The 14546-nt window shown below is 74.9% G+C and carries 14 protein-coding genes and 1 tRNA gene; 7 read left to right on the top strand and 8 right to left on the bottom strand.

Annotated elements, in window-relative coordinates; translation table 11 throughout:
• Nucleotides 1-31 precede the first annotated feature (31 nt).
• From ACWGSR_RS14365 to ACWGSR_RS14380, 4 genes are all read left to right on the top strand, one after another.
• Nucleotides 32-511 carry an Lrp/AsnC family transcriptional regulator gene (locus tag ACWGSR_RS14365; protein WP_366375096.1) on the top strand — a complete coding sequence of 160 codons (480 nt, stop codon included), beginning with the start codon at nt 32-34 and terminating at the stop codon, nt 509-511.
• Between the two features lie 102 nt (nt 512-613).
• Entirely contained in the window at nt 614-1219 is a 606-nt protein-coding gene (locus ACWGSR_RS14370) for an ArsR/SmtB family transcription factor (RefSeq protein ID WP_376231346.1), read from the top strand.
• Between the two features lie 49 nt (nt 1220-1268).
• Nucleotides 1269-1451 (top strand): hypothetical protein, encoded by a 183-nt coding sequence (locus ACWGSR_RS14375; protein ID WP_453566484.1) that lies wholly within the window; start codon nt 1269-1271, stop codon nt 1449-1451.
• Nucleotides 1448-2770 carry an MFS transporter gene (locus tag ACWGSR_RS14380; protein ID WP_453566487.1) on the top strand — a complete coding sequence of 441 codons (1323 nt, stop codon included), beginning with the start codon at nt 1448-1450 and terminating at the stop codon, nt 2768-2770. The genes ACWGSR_RS14375 and ACWGSR_RS14380 overlap by 4 nt, the downstream gene beginning before the upstream one ends.
• Here ACWGSR_RS14380 and ACWGSR_RS14385 read toward each other — a convergent pair.
• From ACWGSR_RS14385 to ACWGSR_RS14415, 7 genes are all read right to left on the bottom strand, one after another.
• A complete protein-coding gene (locus ACWGSR_RS14385; protein WP_366375102.1) occupies nt 2724-3518 on the bottom strand; it encodes a S16 family serine protease in 795 nt (264 codons plus the stop codon). The genes ACWGSR_RS14380 and ACWGSR_RS14385 overlap by 47 nt on opposite strands.
• A 49-nt stretch (nt 3519-3567) precedes the next feature.
• Nucleotides 3568-4680, bottom strand: a complete 1113-nt coding sequence (locus ACWGSR_RS14390) for an alpha/beta hydrolase family protein (protein WP_453566490.1) — start codon at nt 4678-4680, stop codon at nt 3568-3570.
• 144 nt (nt 4681-4824) lie between these two features.
• Nucleotides 4825-5466 (bottom strand): IclR family transcriptional regulator, encoded by a 642-nt coding sequence (locus tag ACWGSR_RS14395; protein WP_053648453.1) that lies wholly within the window; start codon nt 5464-5466, stop codon nt 4825-4827.
• A gap of 397 nt (nt 5467-5863) precedes the next feature.
• Nucleotides 5864-7660: a DEAD/DEAH box helicase gene (locus ACWGSR_RS14400; RefSeq protein WP_453566532.1), complete on the bottom strand. Its 1797-nt coding sequence runs from the start codon at nt 7658-7660 to the stop codon at nt 5864-5866.
• Nucleotides 7661-7791: 131 nt separating this feature from the next.
• Nucleotides 7792-8163, bottom strand: coding sequence for a type II toxin-antitoxin system death-on-curing family toxin (locus ACWGSR_RS14405; protein WP_366375104.1), 372 nt, complete (start codon nt 8161-8163; stop codon nt 7792-7794).
• Nucleotides 8160-8357: an Arc family DNA-binding protein gene (locus ACWGSR_RS14410; RefSeq protein WP_030210013.1), complete on the bottom strand. Its 198-nt coding sequence runs from the start codon at nt 8355-8357 to the stop codon at nt 8160-8162. The genes ACWGSR_RS14405 and ACWGSR_RS14410 overlap by 4 nt, the downstream gene beginning before the upstream one ends.
• A 32-nt stretch (nt 8358-8389) precedes the next feature.
• Complete coding sequence (locus tag ACWGSR_RS14415) at nt 8390-9913, bottom strand: MFS transporter (protein WP_453566492.1); 1524 nt, start codon at nt 9911-9913, stop codon at nt 8390-8392.
• 179 nt (nt 9914-10092) lie between these two features.
• Here ACWGSR_RS14415 and ACWGSR_RS14420 point away from each other — a divergent pair.
• Nucleotides 10093-10164, top strand: a tRNA-Cys gene (locus ACWGSR_RS14420).
• A gap of 39 nt (nt 10165-10203) precedes the next feature.
• On the opposite strand, the gene ACWGSR_RS14425 is transcribed toward ACWGSR_RS14420, so the two are convergent.
• Nucleotides 10204-10938, bottom strand: coding sequence for a hypothetical protein (locus ACWGSR_RS14425; RefSeq protein ID WP_453566495.1), 735 nt, complete (start codon nt 10936-10938; stop codon nt 10204-10206).
• Nucleotides 10939-11271: 333 nt separating this feature from the next.
• Here ACWGSR_RS14425 and ACWGSR_RS14430 point away from each other — a divergent pair, with 333 nt between their 5' ends.
• Both ACWGSR_RS14430 and ACWGSR_RS14435 read left to right on the top strand, forming a co-directional pair.
• On the top strand, nt 11272-12186 hold the full coding sequence (locus tag ACWGSR_RS14430) for a serine/threonine protein kinase (protein ID WP_453566497.1): 915 nt from the start codon (nt 11272-11274) through the stop codon (nt 12184-12186).
• A 128-nt stretch (nt 12187-12314) separates the two neighbouring features.
• Nucleotides 12315-14507 (top strand): protein kinase domain-containing protein, encoded by a 2193-nt coding sequence (locus ACWGSR_RS14435; RefSeq protein ID WP_453566500.1) that lies wholly within the window; start codon nt 12315-12317, stop codon nt 14505-14507.
• The last annotated feature ends 39 nt before the right edge of the window (nt 14508-14546 follow it).

Here is a 14546-nt window from a genome sequence, read left to right on the forward strand (position 1 = left end):
ACTTGTACATCCTGACCACGGAGGGGCCGCTGTGGCGATCGATCATTTGGACGGGCGGCTGATCGCGCTGCTCGCGCGCGAACCGCGCATAGGGGTTCTGGAGGCGTCCCGGCGCCTGGGGGTGGCGCGGGGGACGGTGCAGGCGCGGCTCGACCGGCTCCAGGCGTCGGGGGTGATCAGGGGGTTCGGGCCGGAGGTGGACCCGGCGGCGCTCGGCTATCCGGTGACGGCCTTCGCGACCCTGGAGATCAAGCAGGGGCAGGGCGCGGACGTGCGGGGGCACCTGACGACGGTGCCGGAGGTCCTGGAGCTGCACACGACCACGGGCCACGGGGACATGCTCTGCCGCCTGGTGGCCCGCTCGAACGCGGACCTCCAGCGGGTGATCGACAAGGTGGTGGGGTTCGAGGGGATCGTGCGGGCGTCGACGGCGATCGTGATGGAGAACCCGGTGCCGCTGCGGATCATCCCGCTGGTGGAGCAGGCGGCGAGCGGGGAGCCGCCGGCGTAACGGACCGGCGCGTACGGAGAAGCGCCCACAGCGAATTCCATGCAAAGAAGTACTTGCAAAGAAAGCCTTGCAAGTACTTCTTTGCATGTCTACGCTCAGGGCATGCCCGAGCCCGAGAAGCGCCCCGGGGAGACCCCCGGAGAACACGTCGTCCGCCCCCTCGACCCCCGCTCCCTGCGCGGCCTCGCCCACCCCCTCCGCATCCAGCTCCTCCGCTCCCTGCGCCGCCAGGGATCCGCCACCGCCTCCCAACTGGCCGAGCGGCTCGGGGAGTCCAGCGGGGCGACCAGCTACCACCTGCGCCAGCTCGCCGCCCACGGCTTCGTCGAGGACGATCCGGAGCGCGGCAAGGGCCGGGAGCGGTGGTGGAAGGCGGTCCCGGGCGGCACGGTCTTCGACGAGTCGCTCTACCGGAACCAGGACCCGGAGGTCCGGGGCGCCGTCGACGTCTACATGCACGAGATCGCGAACATCCACACCCAGGAGCTCAACACCTACCTCGGCACCCGGGCGGACTGGGACCAGAAGTGGCTCGGCTCCGCCGACATGAGCGACTTCACGCTGCGGCTGCCGCCCGCGAAGCTGCGCGAGCTCAGCGAGAGGGTGCACGCCCTGATGGAGGAGTACCGGACCGCCCCCGAGCAGGACGCGCCGGACGCCGAGCGCGTACGGGTCCACCTCCACGCGTTCCCGCAGCGCGAGGACTGAGCGCCGCGCCCGCCGAGCATCCCGAACCCAGCAAGGAAGGACCGCGCACATGCATGCCGACATCCACCTCCAGCTGCACGCCCTGACCGCCGCCGAGGCCCACCGGGCCGCCGAACGCCCGCACGCCGAAAGGGAATCCCCCACCCTCCGCGTCCAGATCGGCCGGCGCCTGGTCGAGCTGGGACTGCGGCTCGCGACGCCGGCCGACCGCCCGGTCACCCTGGCCGCATGACCGCTCCGGGGGGACACGAGAAACAAGGGGACGCACGGCCGCTGGCCACCGTCCTGGCCGCCAACGCCGTCTCGATCACCGGCAGTTCGCTCACCCTCATCGGCGTCCCGTGGTTCGCCCTGGAGACCACGGGAAGCCCCGGCAAGGCCGGGTTCGTCGCCTTCTGCGCGGCCCTGCCCGTCCTCGTCTCCGCCCTCGCGGGCGGCCCGGTCATCGACCGGCTCGGCCGCCGCCGGGTCAGCGTCGCCTCCGACCTGGTCTGCGGCCTGGCGCTCGCCGCGATCCCGCTCCTGCACCACGCCGGGGTCCTGCGGTTCTGGATGCTGTGCGCCCTGATGGCGGTCAACGGCCTGTGCCACGCGCCCGGCGAGATGGCCCGGCACGTCCTGGTCCCCGACCTGGCCGGGCGCGCCGGGACCTCGCTCACCCGGGCCGCGAGCCTGTACGACGCCGTGTCGCGCGGGGCCCGGATGGCGGGCGCCGCCGTCGCCGGACTGCTCGTCGCGTTCATGGGCGCCGACACGGTCCTGCTCCTCGACTCCGCGACCTTCGCCCTCTCCGCGCTGCTCGTCCTGGCCGGACTGCGCGGGGTGCCCGCGGCGGAGCCGGTGCGCGGCGGCCCGGCGCTCTCCCCCGCCCGCTACCGGGCCGACCTGCGCGAGGGGTACGCCTTCCTGTTCCGCGCCCGGCTGCTGCTCGGCATCACCGTGATGGTGATGGTGACCAACGGCCTCAGCCAGAGCTGGAGTTCGGTGCTGCTGCCGGTGCACGCCCGGGAGGAGCTGGGCGGTCCCGCCGCGCAGGGCCTGCTCGTCGCGGTCTTCGGCGGCTGCGCCCTCGCGGGGGCGCTGCTCTACGGGGCGGTCGGGGAGCGCTTCCCGCGCCGGGCCGTGTTCACGGCCGGGTTCCTGGTCGGCGGCGCCCCGCCGTACGTCGTGGCCGCGCTCACCGACACCACCGCGCCGCTCCTGGTGACGCTCGCGGCGGCCGGGTTCGGCGTCGGGGTGCTCAACCCGATCCTGTCCACGGTGATGTACGAGCGGGTCCCCGAGGAGCTCCGCAGCCGGGTCATGGGCGCGAGCACGGCGGGGGTGCTGCTCACGACCCCGCTGGGCGGCCTCGCGGCCGGCCTCCTGGTCGAGCGGGTCGGCCTGACGGCGACGCTGCTCGGGATCGGGGCGGTCTACTTCCTGGCGACGCTCTCGCCGCTGGTGTTCCCGGCGTGGCGGGAGATGGACGCGAAGCCCGCACCCGCCGGCCCCTCCGGGGAGGTCAGCAGGACGGAACCTTCGCGTCCTGCCCCTGCTCCAGGGCCCTGAGGGACTCCACCGCGTCGCCGAGGGCGGTGACGGGCACGAGCCGCATGCCCTTCGGCAGCTCGGCCTCCGCGTCCGAGCACTCCGCCTTCGGCACCAGGAAGACGGTGGCGCCGTCCCGGGCGGCGGCCTGCGTCTTGAGGGAGACCCCGCCGACGGCGCCGACCTTCCCGTCGGGCGCGATCGTGCCCGTACCGGCGACGGTCCGGCCGCCGGTGAGGTCGCCGCCGTCCCCGTCCCCGTCGAGCTTGTCGACGATGCCGAGGGAGAAGAGGAGCCCGGCGCTGGGCCCGCCGATGTCGGCGAGGTGCAGGGTCACCTTCACCTTCTCGGGGTCCTTCTTCAGATAACCGAGGGCGGCGAGGGCGGCCGCGTCCTGCGACTGCCGCATCTGGCCCAGGTTGTGCTTCTCGACCTCCGCGTCCGACTTCCCCGAGGGGTAGACGGAGCCCTTCGGCAGGACGGCCCGGTCGGTGCGGAACCAGGCGTCGGCCACGTCCCCGAAGCGGATGTCCGCCGACGGCCCGGTCGCGAGGATCGTCGTCATCCGCAGCTGCCCCTCGGTCTTCCGGACCGGGGCGCCGGTGACCGTGATGACCTGCTTCCCCTTGTCCTCGCCCAGCACGTCGGCGGTCGTGCCGGGCTGCGCGATCGCGTACGGCAGCGGCGCGAGCCCGACGACGGCGAAGAGCGCGGCGACGGGCAGCGCGCAGAGCGCGAGGGCACGGGGACGGGAGAGGCTGGAGAGCACGCGTCCAATCTACTGGGGCGCGCGGGGGTACGGGGCCGGGGGCCGGGCGTCAGGCGAGGTGGCGGGCGAAGAAGGACCGCAGCTCCCGGCGTACGGAGGAGACCGCCGCGGCCGGACGCGCGGGGCCGATCAGCGCGTCCCGGGTCCCGGCGGTGACGAGTCCCGCCGCCCGGAGCCGCGGGACGAGGAAGGCGTGGTCGCCGAAGACCCAGTGGCCGGCACCGGCCAGCCGGACGCGGCGGCCCGGGACGCCCTCCCAGGAGGCGGTGAGGCGGGCGGCGCCCTCGAAACCGTCCGTACGGAAATGCAGCAGGGGCCGGTCGAGGCCCTCCACGGGGTCCAGGTCGAGGTACCCCTCCAGATTGGCCGCGGCGGCGATCCGGTCGTCGCCGGCCAGCGCGGACACGGCGGCGGTGCCGCCCGCCGAGTGCCCGTAGATCCCGATCCTGCGCCGGTCCATGGCCGGGGCGAGGGGCAGGGTCCCGAGCCGGTCGAGGACGAGGCGGAGGTCCGCGACCCGGGTGTCGACCATGGTGCGGAAGGTCGCCGGGTCCGGCTCCCCGCGCAGGACGGTGAGGCGCATCCGGTCGGGCAGCTCCACCTGGCTCGCGTCGCCGGGGTGGTCGACCAGGACCACCACGTGGCCGTGGCTCGCCAGGTCCTCGGCGAGGACCGTGCCCAGGGTGCGGGAGTCGCCGCCGCCGGGGCCGTACAGGAGCACCGGGCGGCGGCCGGGCAGCGGGGGCGCGCCGACGTGCCCGTGGGTGAGGGTCGCGCCCCAGTCGACGCCGGCGGCCGGGAGGCCGGGGCGGACGTGGGGCGCGAGACCGGTGAACACCCCGGCCTCGGCGGGGGTGAGCTGCGGGGCGCGCGGGAGGCCCCGGACGGTGCGGGCCGGGTACAGGACGCTGATCATCACCCGGCGCGCGCCGAACTCGGGCTCTCCCGGCCCGGGCTTCCAGGGGTCGGGGCGGGAGGGGTCGGTCAGGGCGAAGGTGCGCAGGCCCACGGGGTGGGGGCCGGTGGGCGCGGGCAGCCGGAGGACGAGGGGCCGGGCGGCGCGGGCGACGGCGGCGGGACCGGCCAGGACGGCGGCGGTGCCGAGCAGGGCGGCCCTGGCGACGGTACGGCGGCCGGGGCCGGAGGAGGAGTCACGGTTCATGCCCGGCATCCTTGGCCGGGACGGGGCATGGTCGAGGGCGGGGCGGCCCCGAAGGTCCGGACCCCGCTCCGTACGCCCGTACCGGTACGCGTACCGTCCCGGCCGCCGCGCGCCCCAGCGCAACGCGTCCTAGCGCAGCGCGTCCTAGCGCAGCGCGTCCGCGACCTCGCGGGCCGCGTCCACCACCCTCGGGCCGACCCGCTCGGGGACGGCGTCGGCGAGCATGACGACGCCGACGCTGCCCTCGACCCCCGTCACGCCGACCAGGGGGGCGGCGGCGCCGCTCGCGCCGGCCTCCAGCTCGCCGTGGGTGAGGGTGTAGCCCGGTTCGGTCAGTCCGCCCTGGCGGGCGGCGAGTATCGCGCGGCCGGCCGCGCCCCGGTCCAGCGGGTGGCGGAAACCGGCCCGGTAGGCGACGTGGTAGTCGGTCCAGGTCGGTTCGACGACCGCGACCGCGAGCGCCTCCGCCCCGTCGACCAGGGTGAGGTGGGCCGTGGCCCCGATGTCCTCGGCGAGCGAGCGCAGCGCGGGCAGCGCCGCCTCGCGCACCAGGGGGTGGACCTGGCGCCCGAGCCGCAGCACGCCGAGGCCGACGCGGGCGCGTCCGCCGAGGTCGCGGCGGACCAGGGCGTGCTGTTCGAGCGTGGCCAGGAGGCGGTAGACCACGGTCCGGTTGACGCCGAGTTTGTTGGACAACTCGGTGACGGTCAGGCCGTGATCGGTGTCGGCGAGCAGTTTGAGGACTCTGAGTCCCCGGTCGAGCGTCTGGGAGGTCTCCGCGGTCACGACGCCCTCTCCTTCGGAGTGAGATGGAGGCGGGACTCTCACGGGGTTGCCTCGCCGGTCCCGCGGCGACGCACGTCAGAGGCCGCCGGCAGGAAGGGGTACACCGGCTGCGCTCCGCGGCGGCGCTGCCACGGGGCGAATGCTTTTGAGCCGGGACAGTAGCGACCCGCTCCGCTCAGCGGAAGACCTCGTCCAGAATCCGGGCGCCGGCGACCGTATGGAGACGGTTCGGGCCGTTCGTCGGCCGGAGGAAGGACTTCGGCGGACAAGATCGGCTATGTCGTGCGCGGTGCGCGGAGGGGGTGGACCGCGGCCCGGTCCCGCGTCGCGGCGGGACGGCGGAGGCCCGTACGCACACCGGCGTACGGGCCTCGGTCGACTCCCCCGCGCGGGAGCCTCAGCGCATGCGGGTGGCCCACTCCTGGACCTTCTTGATCCGCTCCCGGATCTGCCCGGCGGTGGCCTCCGCGCTCGGCGGGCCGCCGCAGACCCGGCGCAGCTCGGTGTGGACGACGCCGTGCGGCTTGCCGCTCTGGTGCACGTACGCGCCGACCATCGTGTTGAGCTGCTTGCGCAGTTCGAGCAGCTCCTTGTGGGAGACGACGGGCCGCCGCTCGGCGGGCAGCTCCAGGAGGTCCGCGTCGGCGTCCGGCTTCTTGCGGCTGTGCGCGATCTGCCGGGCCTGGCGCTTCTGGAGGAGGAGCTGCACCTGGTCGGGTTCGAGGAGGCCGGGGATGCCGAGGTAGTCCTGCTCCTCCTCGCTGCCGGGGTGGGCCTGCATGCCGAACTCGGCGCTGTTGTAGAGGACGCGGTCGAAGACGGCGTCGGACTCCAGGGCCTCGAAGGGCAGCATGTCCTGCTCGCCGGTGTCCTCGTCCTGCTGCTTCTCGGCCTCCGCCATCTCCTTCTCGGACTCGGCGTACGGGTCCTCGTCCTCGCCCGCCTTCTTCGGCCGGTCGAGCATGTGGTCGCGCTCGACCTCCATCTCGTTGGCGAAGCCGAGGAGGCTGGGGATCGTGGGCAGGAACACGGACGCGGTCTCGCCGCGCCTGCGGGAGCGCACGAAGCGGCCGACGGCCTGGGCGAAGAAGAGCGGGGTCGAGATCGTCGTCGCGTACACGCCGACCGCGAGGCGGGGCACGTCGACGCCCTCGGACACCATGCGGACGGCGACCATCCAGCGGTCGTCGCCCTCGCTGAACTCGTCGATGCGGTTCGAGGCGCCCGTGTCGTCGGAGAGGACGAGGGTGGGCCGGGTGCCGGTGATCTCGCGGATCAGCTTGGCGTACGCGCGGGCCGAGTCCTGGTCGGAGGCGATGACGAGGCCGCCCGCGTCCGGGATGGACTTGCGGACCTCGGTGAGCCGCTGGTCGGCGGCGCGCAGCACGTTCGGCATCCAGTCGCCGCGCGGGTCGAGGGCGGTGCGCCAGGCCTGCGAGATCGCGTCCTTGGTCATCGGCTCGCCGAGGCGGGCGGCGATCTCGTCGCCGGCCTTGGTGCGCCAGCGCATGTTGCCGCTGTAGGAGAGGAAGATGACCGGCCGGACGACCCCGTCGCCGAGGGCGTTGCCGTAGCCGTACGTGTAGTCCGCGGACGACCGGCGGATGCCGTCGTTGCCCTCCTCGTACGTGACGAAGGGAATCGGGTTGGTGTCGGAGCGGAACGGGGTGCCGGTGAGCGCGAGGCGGCGCGTGGCCGGCTCGAAGGCCTCCAGGCAGGCCTCGCCCCAGGACTTGGAGTCTCCGGCGTGGTGGATCTCGTCCAGGATGACGAGGGTCTTGCGCTGCTCGCAGCGGTTGCGGTGGAGCATGGGCCGGACGCCGACGCCCGCGTAGGTGAGGGCGACGCCGTCGTACTCCTTGCTGAGCGGCCCGGCGCTGTACTCCGGGTCCAGCTTGATCCCTATGCGCGCGGCGGCCGCGGCCCACTGCTTCTTCAGGTGCTCGGTGGGCGCGATCACGGTGATCTGCTGCACGACGTGGTGGTGCAGGAGCCACGAGGCGAGGGTCAGCGCGAAGGTGGTCTTGCCGGCTCCGGGGGTGGCGACCGCGAGGAAGTCGCGGGGCTGCTCCTGGATGTACTTCTCCATCGCGCCCTGCTGCCAGGCGCGCAGCTTGCCTGCGGTGCCCCAGGGGGCGCGGCCGGGGAAGGCGGGAGAGAGGTGGTGTGAGGAGGGGGCGGTGGTAGTCACGATCTCCGGTTCGACGCTCGTCCAGATATGACAACCGGGCCACCTTACCGGCGGCCCGGCCCGGACCTCGTACCCGATGGGGGGTCGACCTCACCCGGTGCGGCGAGCGTCACATTTCGCGTCCCGGTCCCGGTTCAGCGCGCGAACCGGGGCAGTTGTGCGGCAATCTTGGGGACGTCGAGGGCGCCCTGGCAGACGTCCAGGACGAACGCCTCCGCTTCGTCGACGTCGAAGGCCGAGTCCAGTGGATGCCCGTTCATGTGGAGGAAGACCCAGGTCGCGTACCAGGCGATGCGCTTGTTCCCGTCCACGAGCGCATGGTTGCGGGCGAGCGATTCCATGAGCGCCGCGGCCTTCTGCCAGACGTCCGGGTAGGCGTCCTGGCCGAACACGCTCGACTGCGGACGTGCCAGGGCGGAGTCGAGGAGGCCGTAGTCCCGCACCTCGTCCGCGCCAAGCCGCTGCGCGAGGTTCAGGACCTCGGGAAGCGTGAGGTAGTACGTCACGCGAGCCTCCGGTTCAGCTCCTCACTGACCTTCAGCACGTGCTCGGCCGCCTCGTTGAAGAGGCGTGAGTGCTCGTTTATCGCCCGGATCACGGCGTCGTGCGCGAAGGACTGCATGCTGCGCCCCTCCGCCTCGGCCCGCTCGCGCAGGGCGTCCAGCTCTTCCTCGGTAAACCTGACGTTGAGACCAGCCATGACGCCATGGTACCGCGCGGTACCACATGGTGTCAGGGGACTTTCGGGTCCTCGGACCGCCCCGGCTCCCCGTGCAGCCGCGTCGCCACCCACGCCCCCGCCGCCGCCACCCCCGCCATCGGCAGGAAGACCGCCGCGAAGGCGGCCGGGTGGGAGCCGGTGGCGGCCGTGTGGGAGGCGACCGCGTGGCCCACCGCGCCGCCGCCGAGGGCCGCGAAGGCCGCGCCGCCGGAGGCGAGGAGGAGGACGTTGGAGAGGCCGTCGGAGATCTGGAGGGCGGCGGAGTTCGCGCCCGCCTCCTCGGGGGCGGAGAGCTTCAGGAGGAGCACGCTCGTGGAGGAGATCACCGCGCCCATGCCGAGGCAGCCGAAGGCCCAGGCGACCGCGACGATCCACACGGGAACGGCGGTGATCAGGACGCTCGGCGCCGTCGCGATCGCGAGCGCGACCAGGACCATCCCGAGGACGACGAGCCGCTCGCGGTACGGCTCCGTCCACGGCCGGGACTGGATCCAGGAGCCGAGCGCCCAGGTGAGGCCGCCGACGGCCAGGGAGAGCCCGGCGAGGGTGGGGCTCAGGCCCCGCTGGGTGACCAGCATCAGGGGCACGAAGGACTCGGCGGCGATGAAGGACCCGGCGGCGATCCCGCGCAGCAGGACCACGGAGGGCAGGCCGCGGGCGGCCCGGTAGGTGCCGCGCGGCAGCAGCCCCCGCACGGCGGGCACGAGCAGCGCGGCGCCCGCGGCGGCGGGCAGCAGGGAGAGCCAGCGCAGTTCCTGCCCGGCGTACTGGAGGAGTCCGGCGCCGGCGGAGATGCCGAGCGCCAGCCGGATCCGGCGCCGGTCCCAGGGGGCGACGGGCGCCTCCGGGTCGGCGGGGCCCGAGGCGGTGCGGCGGATCGCGGGGAGGGCGAGGGCGAGCGGCAGGACGACGAGGGCCGGGATGCCGACGAAGACCCAGCGCCAGCCCAGGTGCTCGGTGATCGTGCCGGAGGCGAGCGGCCCGACGACGGAGGGGACGACCCAGCTCGCGGCGAAGGCGGCCATGATCGCGGGCCTGAGGTGCTCGTCGTAGGCGCGGCTGACGACCACGTACAGGGCGACGATGACGAGGCCGCCGCCGAGGCCCTGCACGGCCCGGCCGAGGACGAACATCCACATGGCGCCGGCGGTCCCGGAGAGGAGCAGCCCGGCGGCGAAGGCGGACATGCCGGCGGCGAGGGGCCCGAGCGGACCGTCCCGGTCGGACCACTGACCGGCCAGGACCATGCCGAAGAGGCTGGTGGTGAAGTAAGCGGAGAAGGCGAAGGCGTAGACGGACACGCCGTTCAGCTCGCGGGCGGCGACGGGCATGGCCGTACCGACGGCGGTCGCCTCGAAGGCGATGAGCAGGACGACGGAGACGATGCCGATGCTGAGCGCCCGGTGCGCCGGGTCGAGGACGGACCCCGGGGCGGTGGGCTTCCGGTCTCCGGGGCGGTCGGCGCGGGGGCCGGTTCCGGTGTTCGGGGCGACGGCGGCGTCGGTGCCGGCGTCTCGGGGTTCGAGGGCGCTCATCCCCCCAGAGTAAGAGGTGTAGACCTGAATGACCCCTGTCGGAAGTCCGGTGATCACTCGGTCCTCGGTCCTACGACCGCGAACGGAGTGTTGCGGCGGTGTGGCAGTCGCGTGGCACGGCCCCGCGAACCCTTGAACCCCCTCGGACCGCCCCCTACGGTCGTACCAGTGCACAACACGACCGTGTGCCCGAGTGGTTCAGGGACTCGCCTGCAAAGCGAGTTACGTCGGTTCGATTCCGATCACGGTCTCCGAGGGCCCGCCCGTGGCGGCGGGCCGGGGCGGTGGCGTCACCAGAAGTTGGGGGCGTTCACCTGCCCTGCGGTGCGGACCAGGCCCGTCGAGGGGTCGAGCGTCAGGACGTACATCGTCCGGTAGGTGAGCTCGGTGCTGTTGGCCGTCGTGAAGCCGTTCACCCGGCCGGCGCCGTCCGCCCTCATGGAACGGGAGGACTTCCCGTACGAGCGGTCGGACGGGTGGAAGCCCCAGACCTCCATGAGACGGTCCGGGGTGAACCCCGAACCCCAGACGCGCAGTTGGTTCTCCCACCGGGCGCCCGTGCCGTCCGCGGGGAGGCCCGTCGGGTCCTCGTAGCCGTAGACCGCGTTCCGGTTCTCGTTCGAGGTGTAGCCGCGCGTGGGGGGCGGGACGCAGACGTGGTCCGAGGGCCGCGCCTCGCGCCACACGTACCCCTGCTTGCAGGTGTCCGGCCCGTAGGCGCCTCCGCCCGGCTGGACCCGCGACCCGGCGGCGGCGTTGTCCTGCTGCGCCCTCGTCCGCACGGCCGGCGGCACGCACACGAGGTCGCCCGGCACGGCCTCGCGCCACACCAGGCTCGCCTTGCACGTGTAGGGGCCGTACGGGAGGGCCTGGCCCGTCCGTGACTCCTCGGCCTGCGCGGGAGGTGACGCCGCGAACAGCGCCCCTGTCGCGAGGACCAGGGAGGCGAGTACGCCGTTGACGCGCCGGCCGAGCGGACCGTGCGTCGGCAGGGTCTTCCGGGGGTGGTTCTCTCCGGGCCTCATGCGCTGCTCCCGTTCCGACGCGCTCACCCGGTGAGGACCGTTCGGGCGGTCCTGGCAGGGGGAGTCATCAGGTGCGGTGGGGAGGGGGACCGGTGCGTCCGCGGATTCGGCGGCCGACGCGTTCGGCGGTCGGCCCGATCGCGGAGTTCGTGCGACGGTTCGGAGTCGCGTCCCATCTCCCAGGACAGCACAGCCCCGAGGCCCCTGCAACCGAAGCCTCCGGGGAAGCGGGCGCCCGTCCTCCGCCCCTCCCGTGGCCGAAGTCGGCCGCCTCGGTAGGCTCGTTCCCGCTCCGGTGGCCCCGGGGCGTCGGGACGACGGGGGGACGAGCCGGTGGAGCAGGCGCGCACGCAGCGGGAGTCCGCGCGCGGGATCGGGCCGTACCGGCTGATCACCCGCCTCGATCCGCCCGGCTCCGCCGTTCCCTGCCGCCGCTTCGTGGCCCGCGGCCCGGACGGGCGCACGGCCCTGCTGAGCACCCCGCTGCCCGGCGCCGACCCGGCCCGCTTCACGGCCGAGGCGGAGGCGGGCCGCCGTCTGGCGGGGCCGTGGCTCGCACCGGTGACGGAGGTGTCGGCGCCCGTCGGCCACTCCGGCTCCGCCCTCGCGCACCAGCCCTGGTACGCCACCCCCTACCTCCCCGTCCTCCCCCTCCCCGTCGCCCTCGCCGTCCACGGCGGGCCGTTGCCCGAGGCGGTCGTGCGGGGGGTCGGGGTCGCGCTCGCCGAGACGCTCGCCGCCGTGCACGCGGCGGGCCTCGCGCACGCCGGGGTCTCCCCCGCCGCCGTGCTGATCGCCGCCGGCGGGCCGCTGCTGAGCTGTTTCGGGGCGGTACGGGCCGCGGGGCCCGACGGCGAGCCGCGCGCCGGACTCCCCGGGGTCGATCCCGGGGCCCTCGCCCCCGAGCAGGCGGCCGGGGGACGGCCGCGCCCGCCGGGGGACGTGTTCGCGCTCGGTGCCGTCCTCGCGTACGCCGCCACCGGGCACACCGTGCCCGAGCGGGACGAACTCCCGGCCGGACTGCGGCCGGTGGTCGCCGCCTGCCTGGCCCGCGACCCCGCCGACCGGCCCACCGCCGCCGCCCTGGCGGCCTCCCTCGCCCCGCCCGCGCCCGCCCCCTCCCTCCTGGCCCCCGGCTGGCTGCCCGGCCGGGTGGTCGCCGCGCTCGCCCGCCAGTCCGCCGAACTCCTCGCCGCCGAGCCGCCGCCGCTCCCCGGGCGGGCCGCCCCCGGCCCCGTACCCGTCTGAACGCGCCCCGCGCCCGGACACGTCCCCGCAACCCGTCCGAACGCGCCCCGCGCCCGTACACGCCACCGCCCCGACCCCGTACACGCCTGAACACGCCCCCCGTCCCCGGACCGCACGGACCTGATCTCATGCTGTCGCCCCTGACCCACGACGACCCGGCCTCCGTCGCCGCGTACCGCCTCCTCGCCCGCCTCGGCTCCGGCGGCATGGGCACGGTCTACCTGGCCTGCACCCCGGGCGGCCGGACGGTCGCGCTCAAGACCGTGCACGCCCGGCTCGCGGCCGATCCCGCCTTCCGCGGCCGGTTCCGGCTGGAGACGGACGCGGCGCGGATCATCGGCGCCCGCCACGGCGCGGCCGTCGTGGACGCCGACCCGCTGGCCGAGACCCCGTGGCTGGCCACCGAGTACGTCCTCGGGCCGCCCCTCGACGACGCCGTCGCGCTCGGCGGCCCGTTCCCCGAGCCGACCGTCCGCGCGCTCGGCGCCGCACTCGCCGGGGCCCTCGCCCAGCTCCACTCCTCGGACGTGGTCCACCGCGACCTGAAGCCCTCGAACGTCCTGGTCACCGCCTACGGCCCGAAGGTCATCGACTTCGGCATCGCCCGCGCGGCCGGCGACGACCACCTCACGCGCACGGGGGCGGCGGCCGGCACCCCGGCGTTCATGTCGCCGGAGCAGGCGAGCGGGCGGGAACACACACCGGCGGGCGACGTGTTCGCGCTCGCCGGCGTCCTCGTCTTCGCGGCCACCGGCCGCGGCCCCTTCGGCACGGGCTCCCCCGCCGACCTCCTGTACCGCGTGCGGTACGCCGAACCCGACCTCACCGGCGTGCCGGAGGCGCTGCTGCCGCTCCTGACGGCGTGCCTCGCCAAGGACCCGGCGGCCCGCCCCACCACCGCCGTCCTCGTGGAGCACCTGCACGACGGACACGGGGAGTTCGCGGACCACCTGCCCCCGCTGGTGCTCGCCGACATCGGGCGCCGGGCGACCGACGTGTGGCTGCACGCCCCGCACCGGCTCCCGGCCCCGCAGGGGGCCGCGGCGGCGGAGACCGCACCCGCCACCCCGCTCTCCCGCCGCCGGCTGTTCTCGGTGGGCGGCGCCGCCCTGCTCGGGGCGGCGGGCGCGGGCGGCGGCCTCTGGGCGTGGCGGGGCGCGCGGGACGGCGGCGCCCCGGACGGGGGCGGCTCCAGTGGGCCCACCGCCGTCCCCGCCCCGACGGGCGCGGACGGGGCGCCCGCGGCGCTGTGGCAGCGGCAGGCGTACGACCGCGACCGGCAGGCCGTCCCGCTGGTCGCGGGCGGGGCCGTCGCCTTCGCCGAGACCTCGGGCCTCCGGGTGTTCGGGGCGGGCGACGGCTCCGCGCTCTGGGCCGACGGCGGGTCGGTCGATCCGCAGCAGATCCTCACCGACGGCACGGTCTTCCTCCGGTCGGAGGGCCCGCTGGAGGGCTCCGGCGTCCTGCGGATCCGCACGCTCGCGGCCCGCACCGGCAAGGAGGCGGTCCGGACGATCGAGCTGAAGGGCTTCGACGGCAGCTACAAGGGCACCATGCTCCTCACCGTCTCCGGCGGCGTGCTCTTCGCCTCCTCCCGGCGGGGCGACTGGGTCTCCGGGGACGACGACGCGCTCAGGACCGGATGGCACCTGATCGCCGTCGACCTGCGCGCGGGCCGGGAGCTGTGGCGGCAGCCCTACGCGTGGGACGGCGTCCGCCCCTGGCTCTCCCGGGTCGTCGGCGACCGGCTGGTCCTCGGCAAGAACAGCGGCGACCTGGACTCCTTCCTGGTCCAGGCGCGCGACCTGCGCACCGGCCGCCAGTTGTGGCGGCGGCGGCTGCCCCTGAAGGACTCCTCCTCGTACATCCCCGGCCAGCTCGTGACCGACGAGCGGCACGTCTACCTGGGCGGCGACCGGCTGCGGGCCCTGCGGCTCACGGACGGCGCCGTCGCCTGGGAGTACGGCTCCGGTTCCGCCACCACCTCCTACGGGGTGCCGGCCGTCGCGAACGGCCTCGTCCACGCGCAGGAGAGGAGGGAGACCCCGGGCCTGGTGTCCGTCGGGGCCGACAACGGCCGCAGGCACCGGACGGAGGCACCGTCCGGACGCCCCCTGTCCCCGAACCTCTTCGCCACCCCCGTGGTCGGCGAGAAGTACGTGTACACCCCCGTGCGGGGCGGTCTCAACGCGGTCGCCCTGGACGACTACCGCTCGGACTGGGTGTTCCGGACGGAGGCGAGCCGCTTCGTGGCCGACCCGGGACGGACCCGTCTCTTCGGGGCCGGCAAGACGTCCGTGGTGGCCTTCCCCCTCGCCTGACACCCCCCCTCCCCCGCACACCTCCTCTCCGGAAAGCAT

The sequence above is a fragment of the Streptomyces sp. NPDC055632 genome (assembly GCF_053618675.1).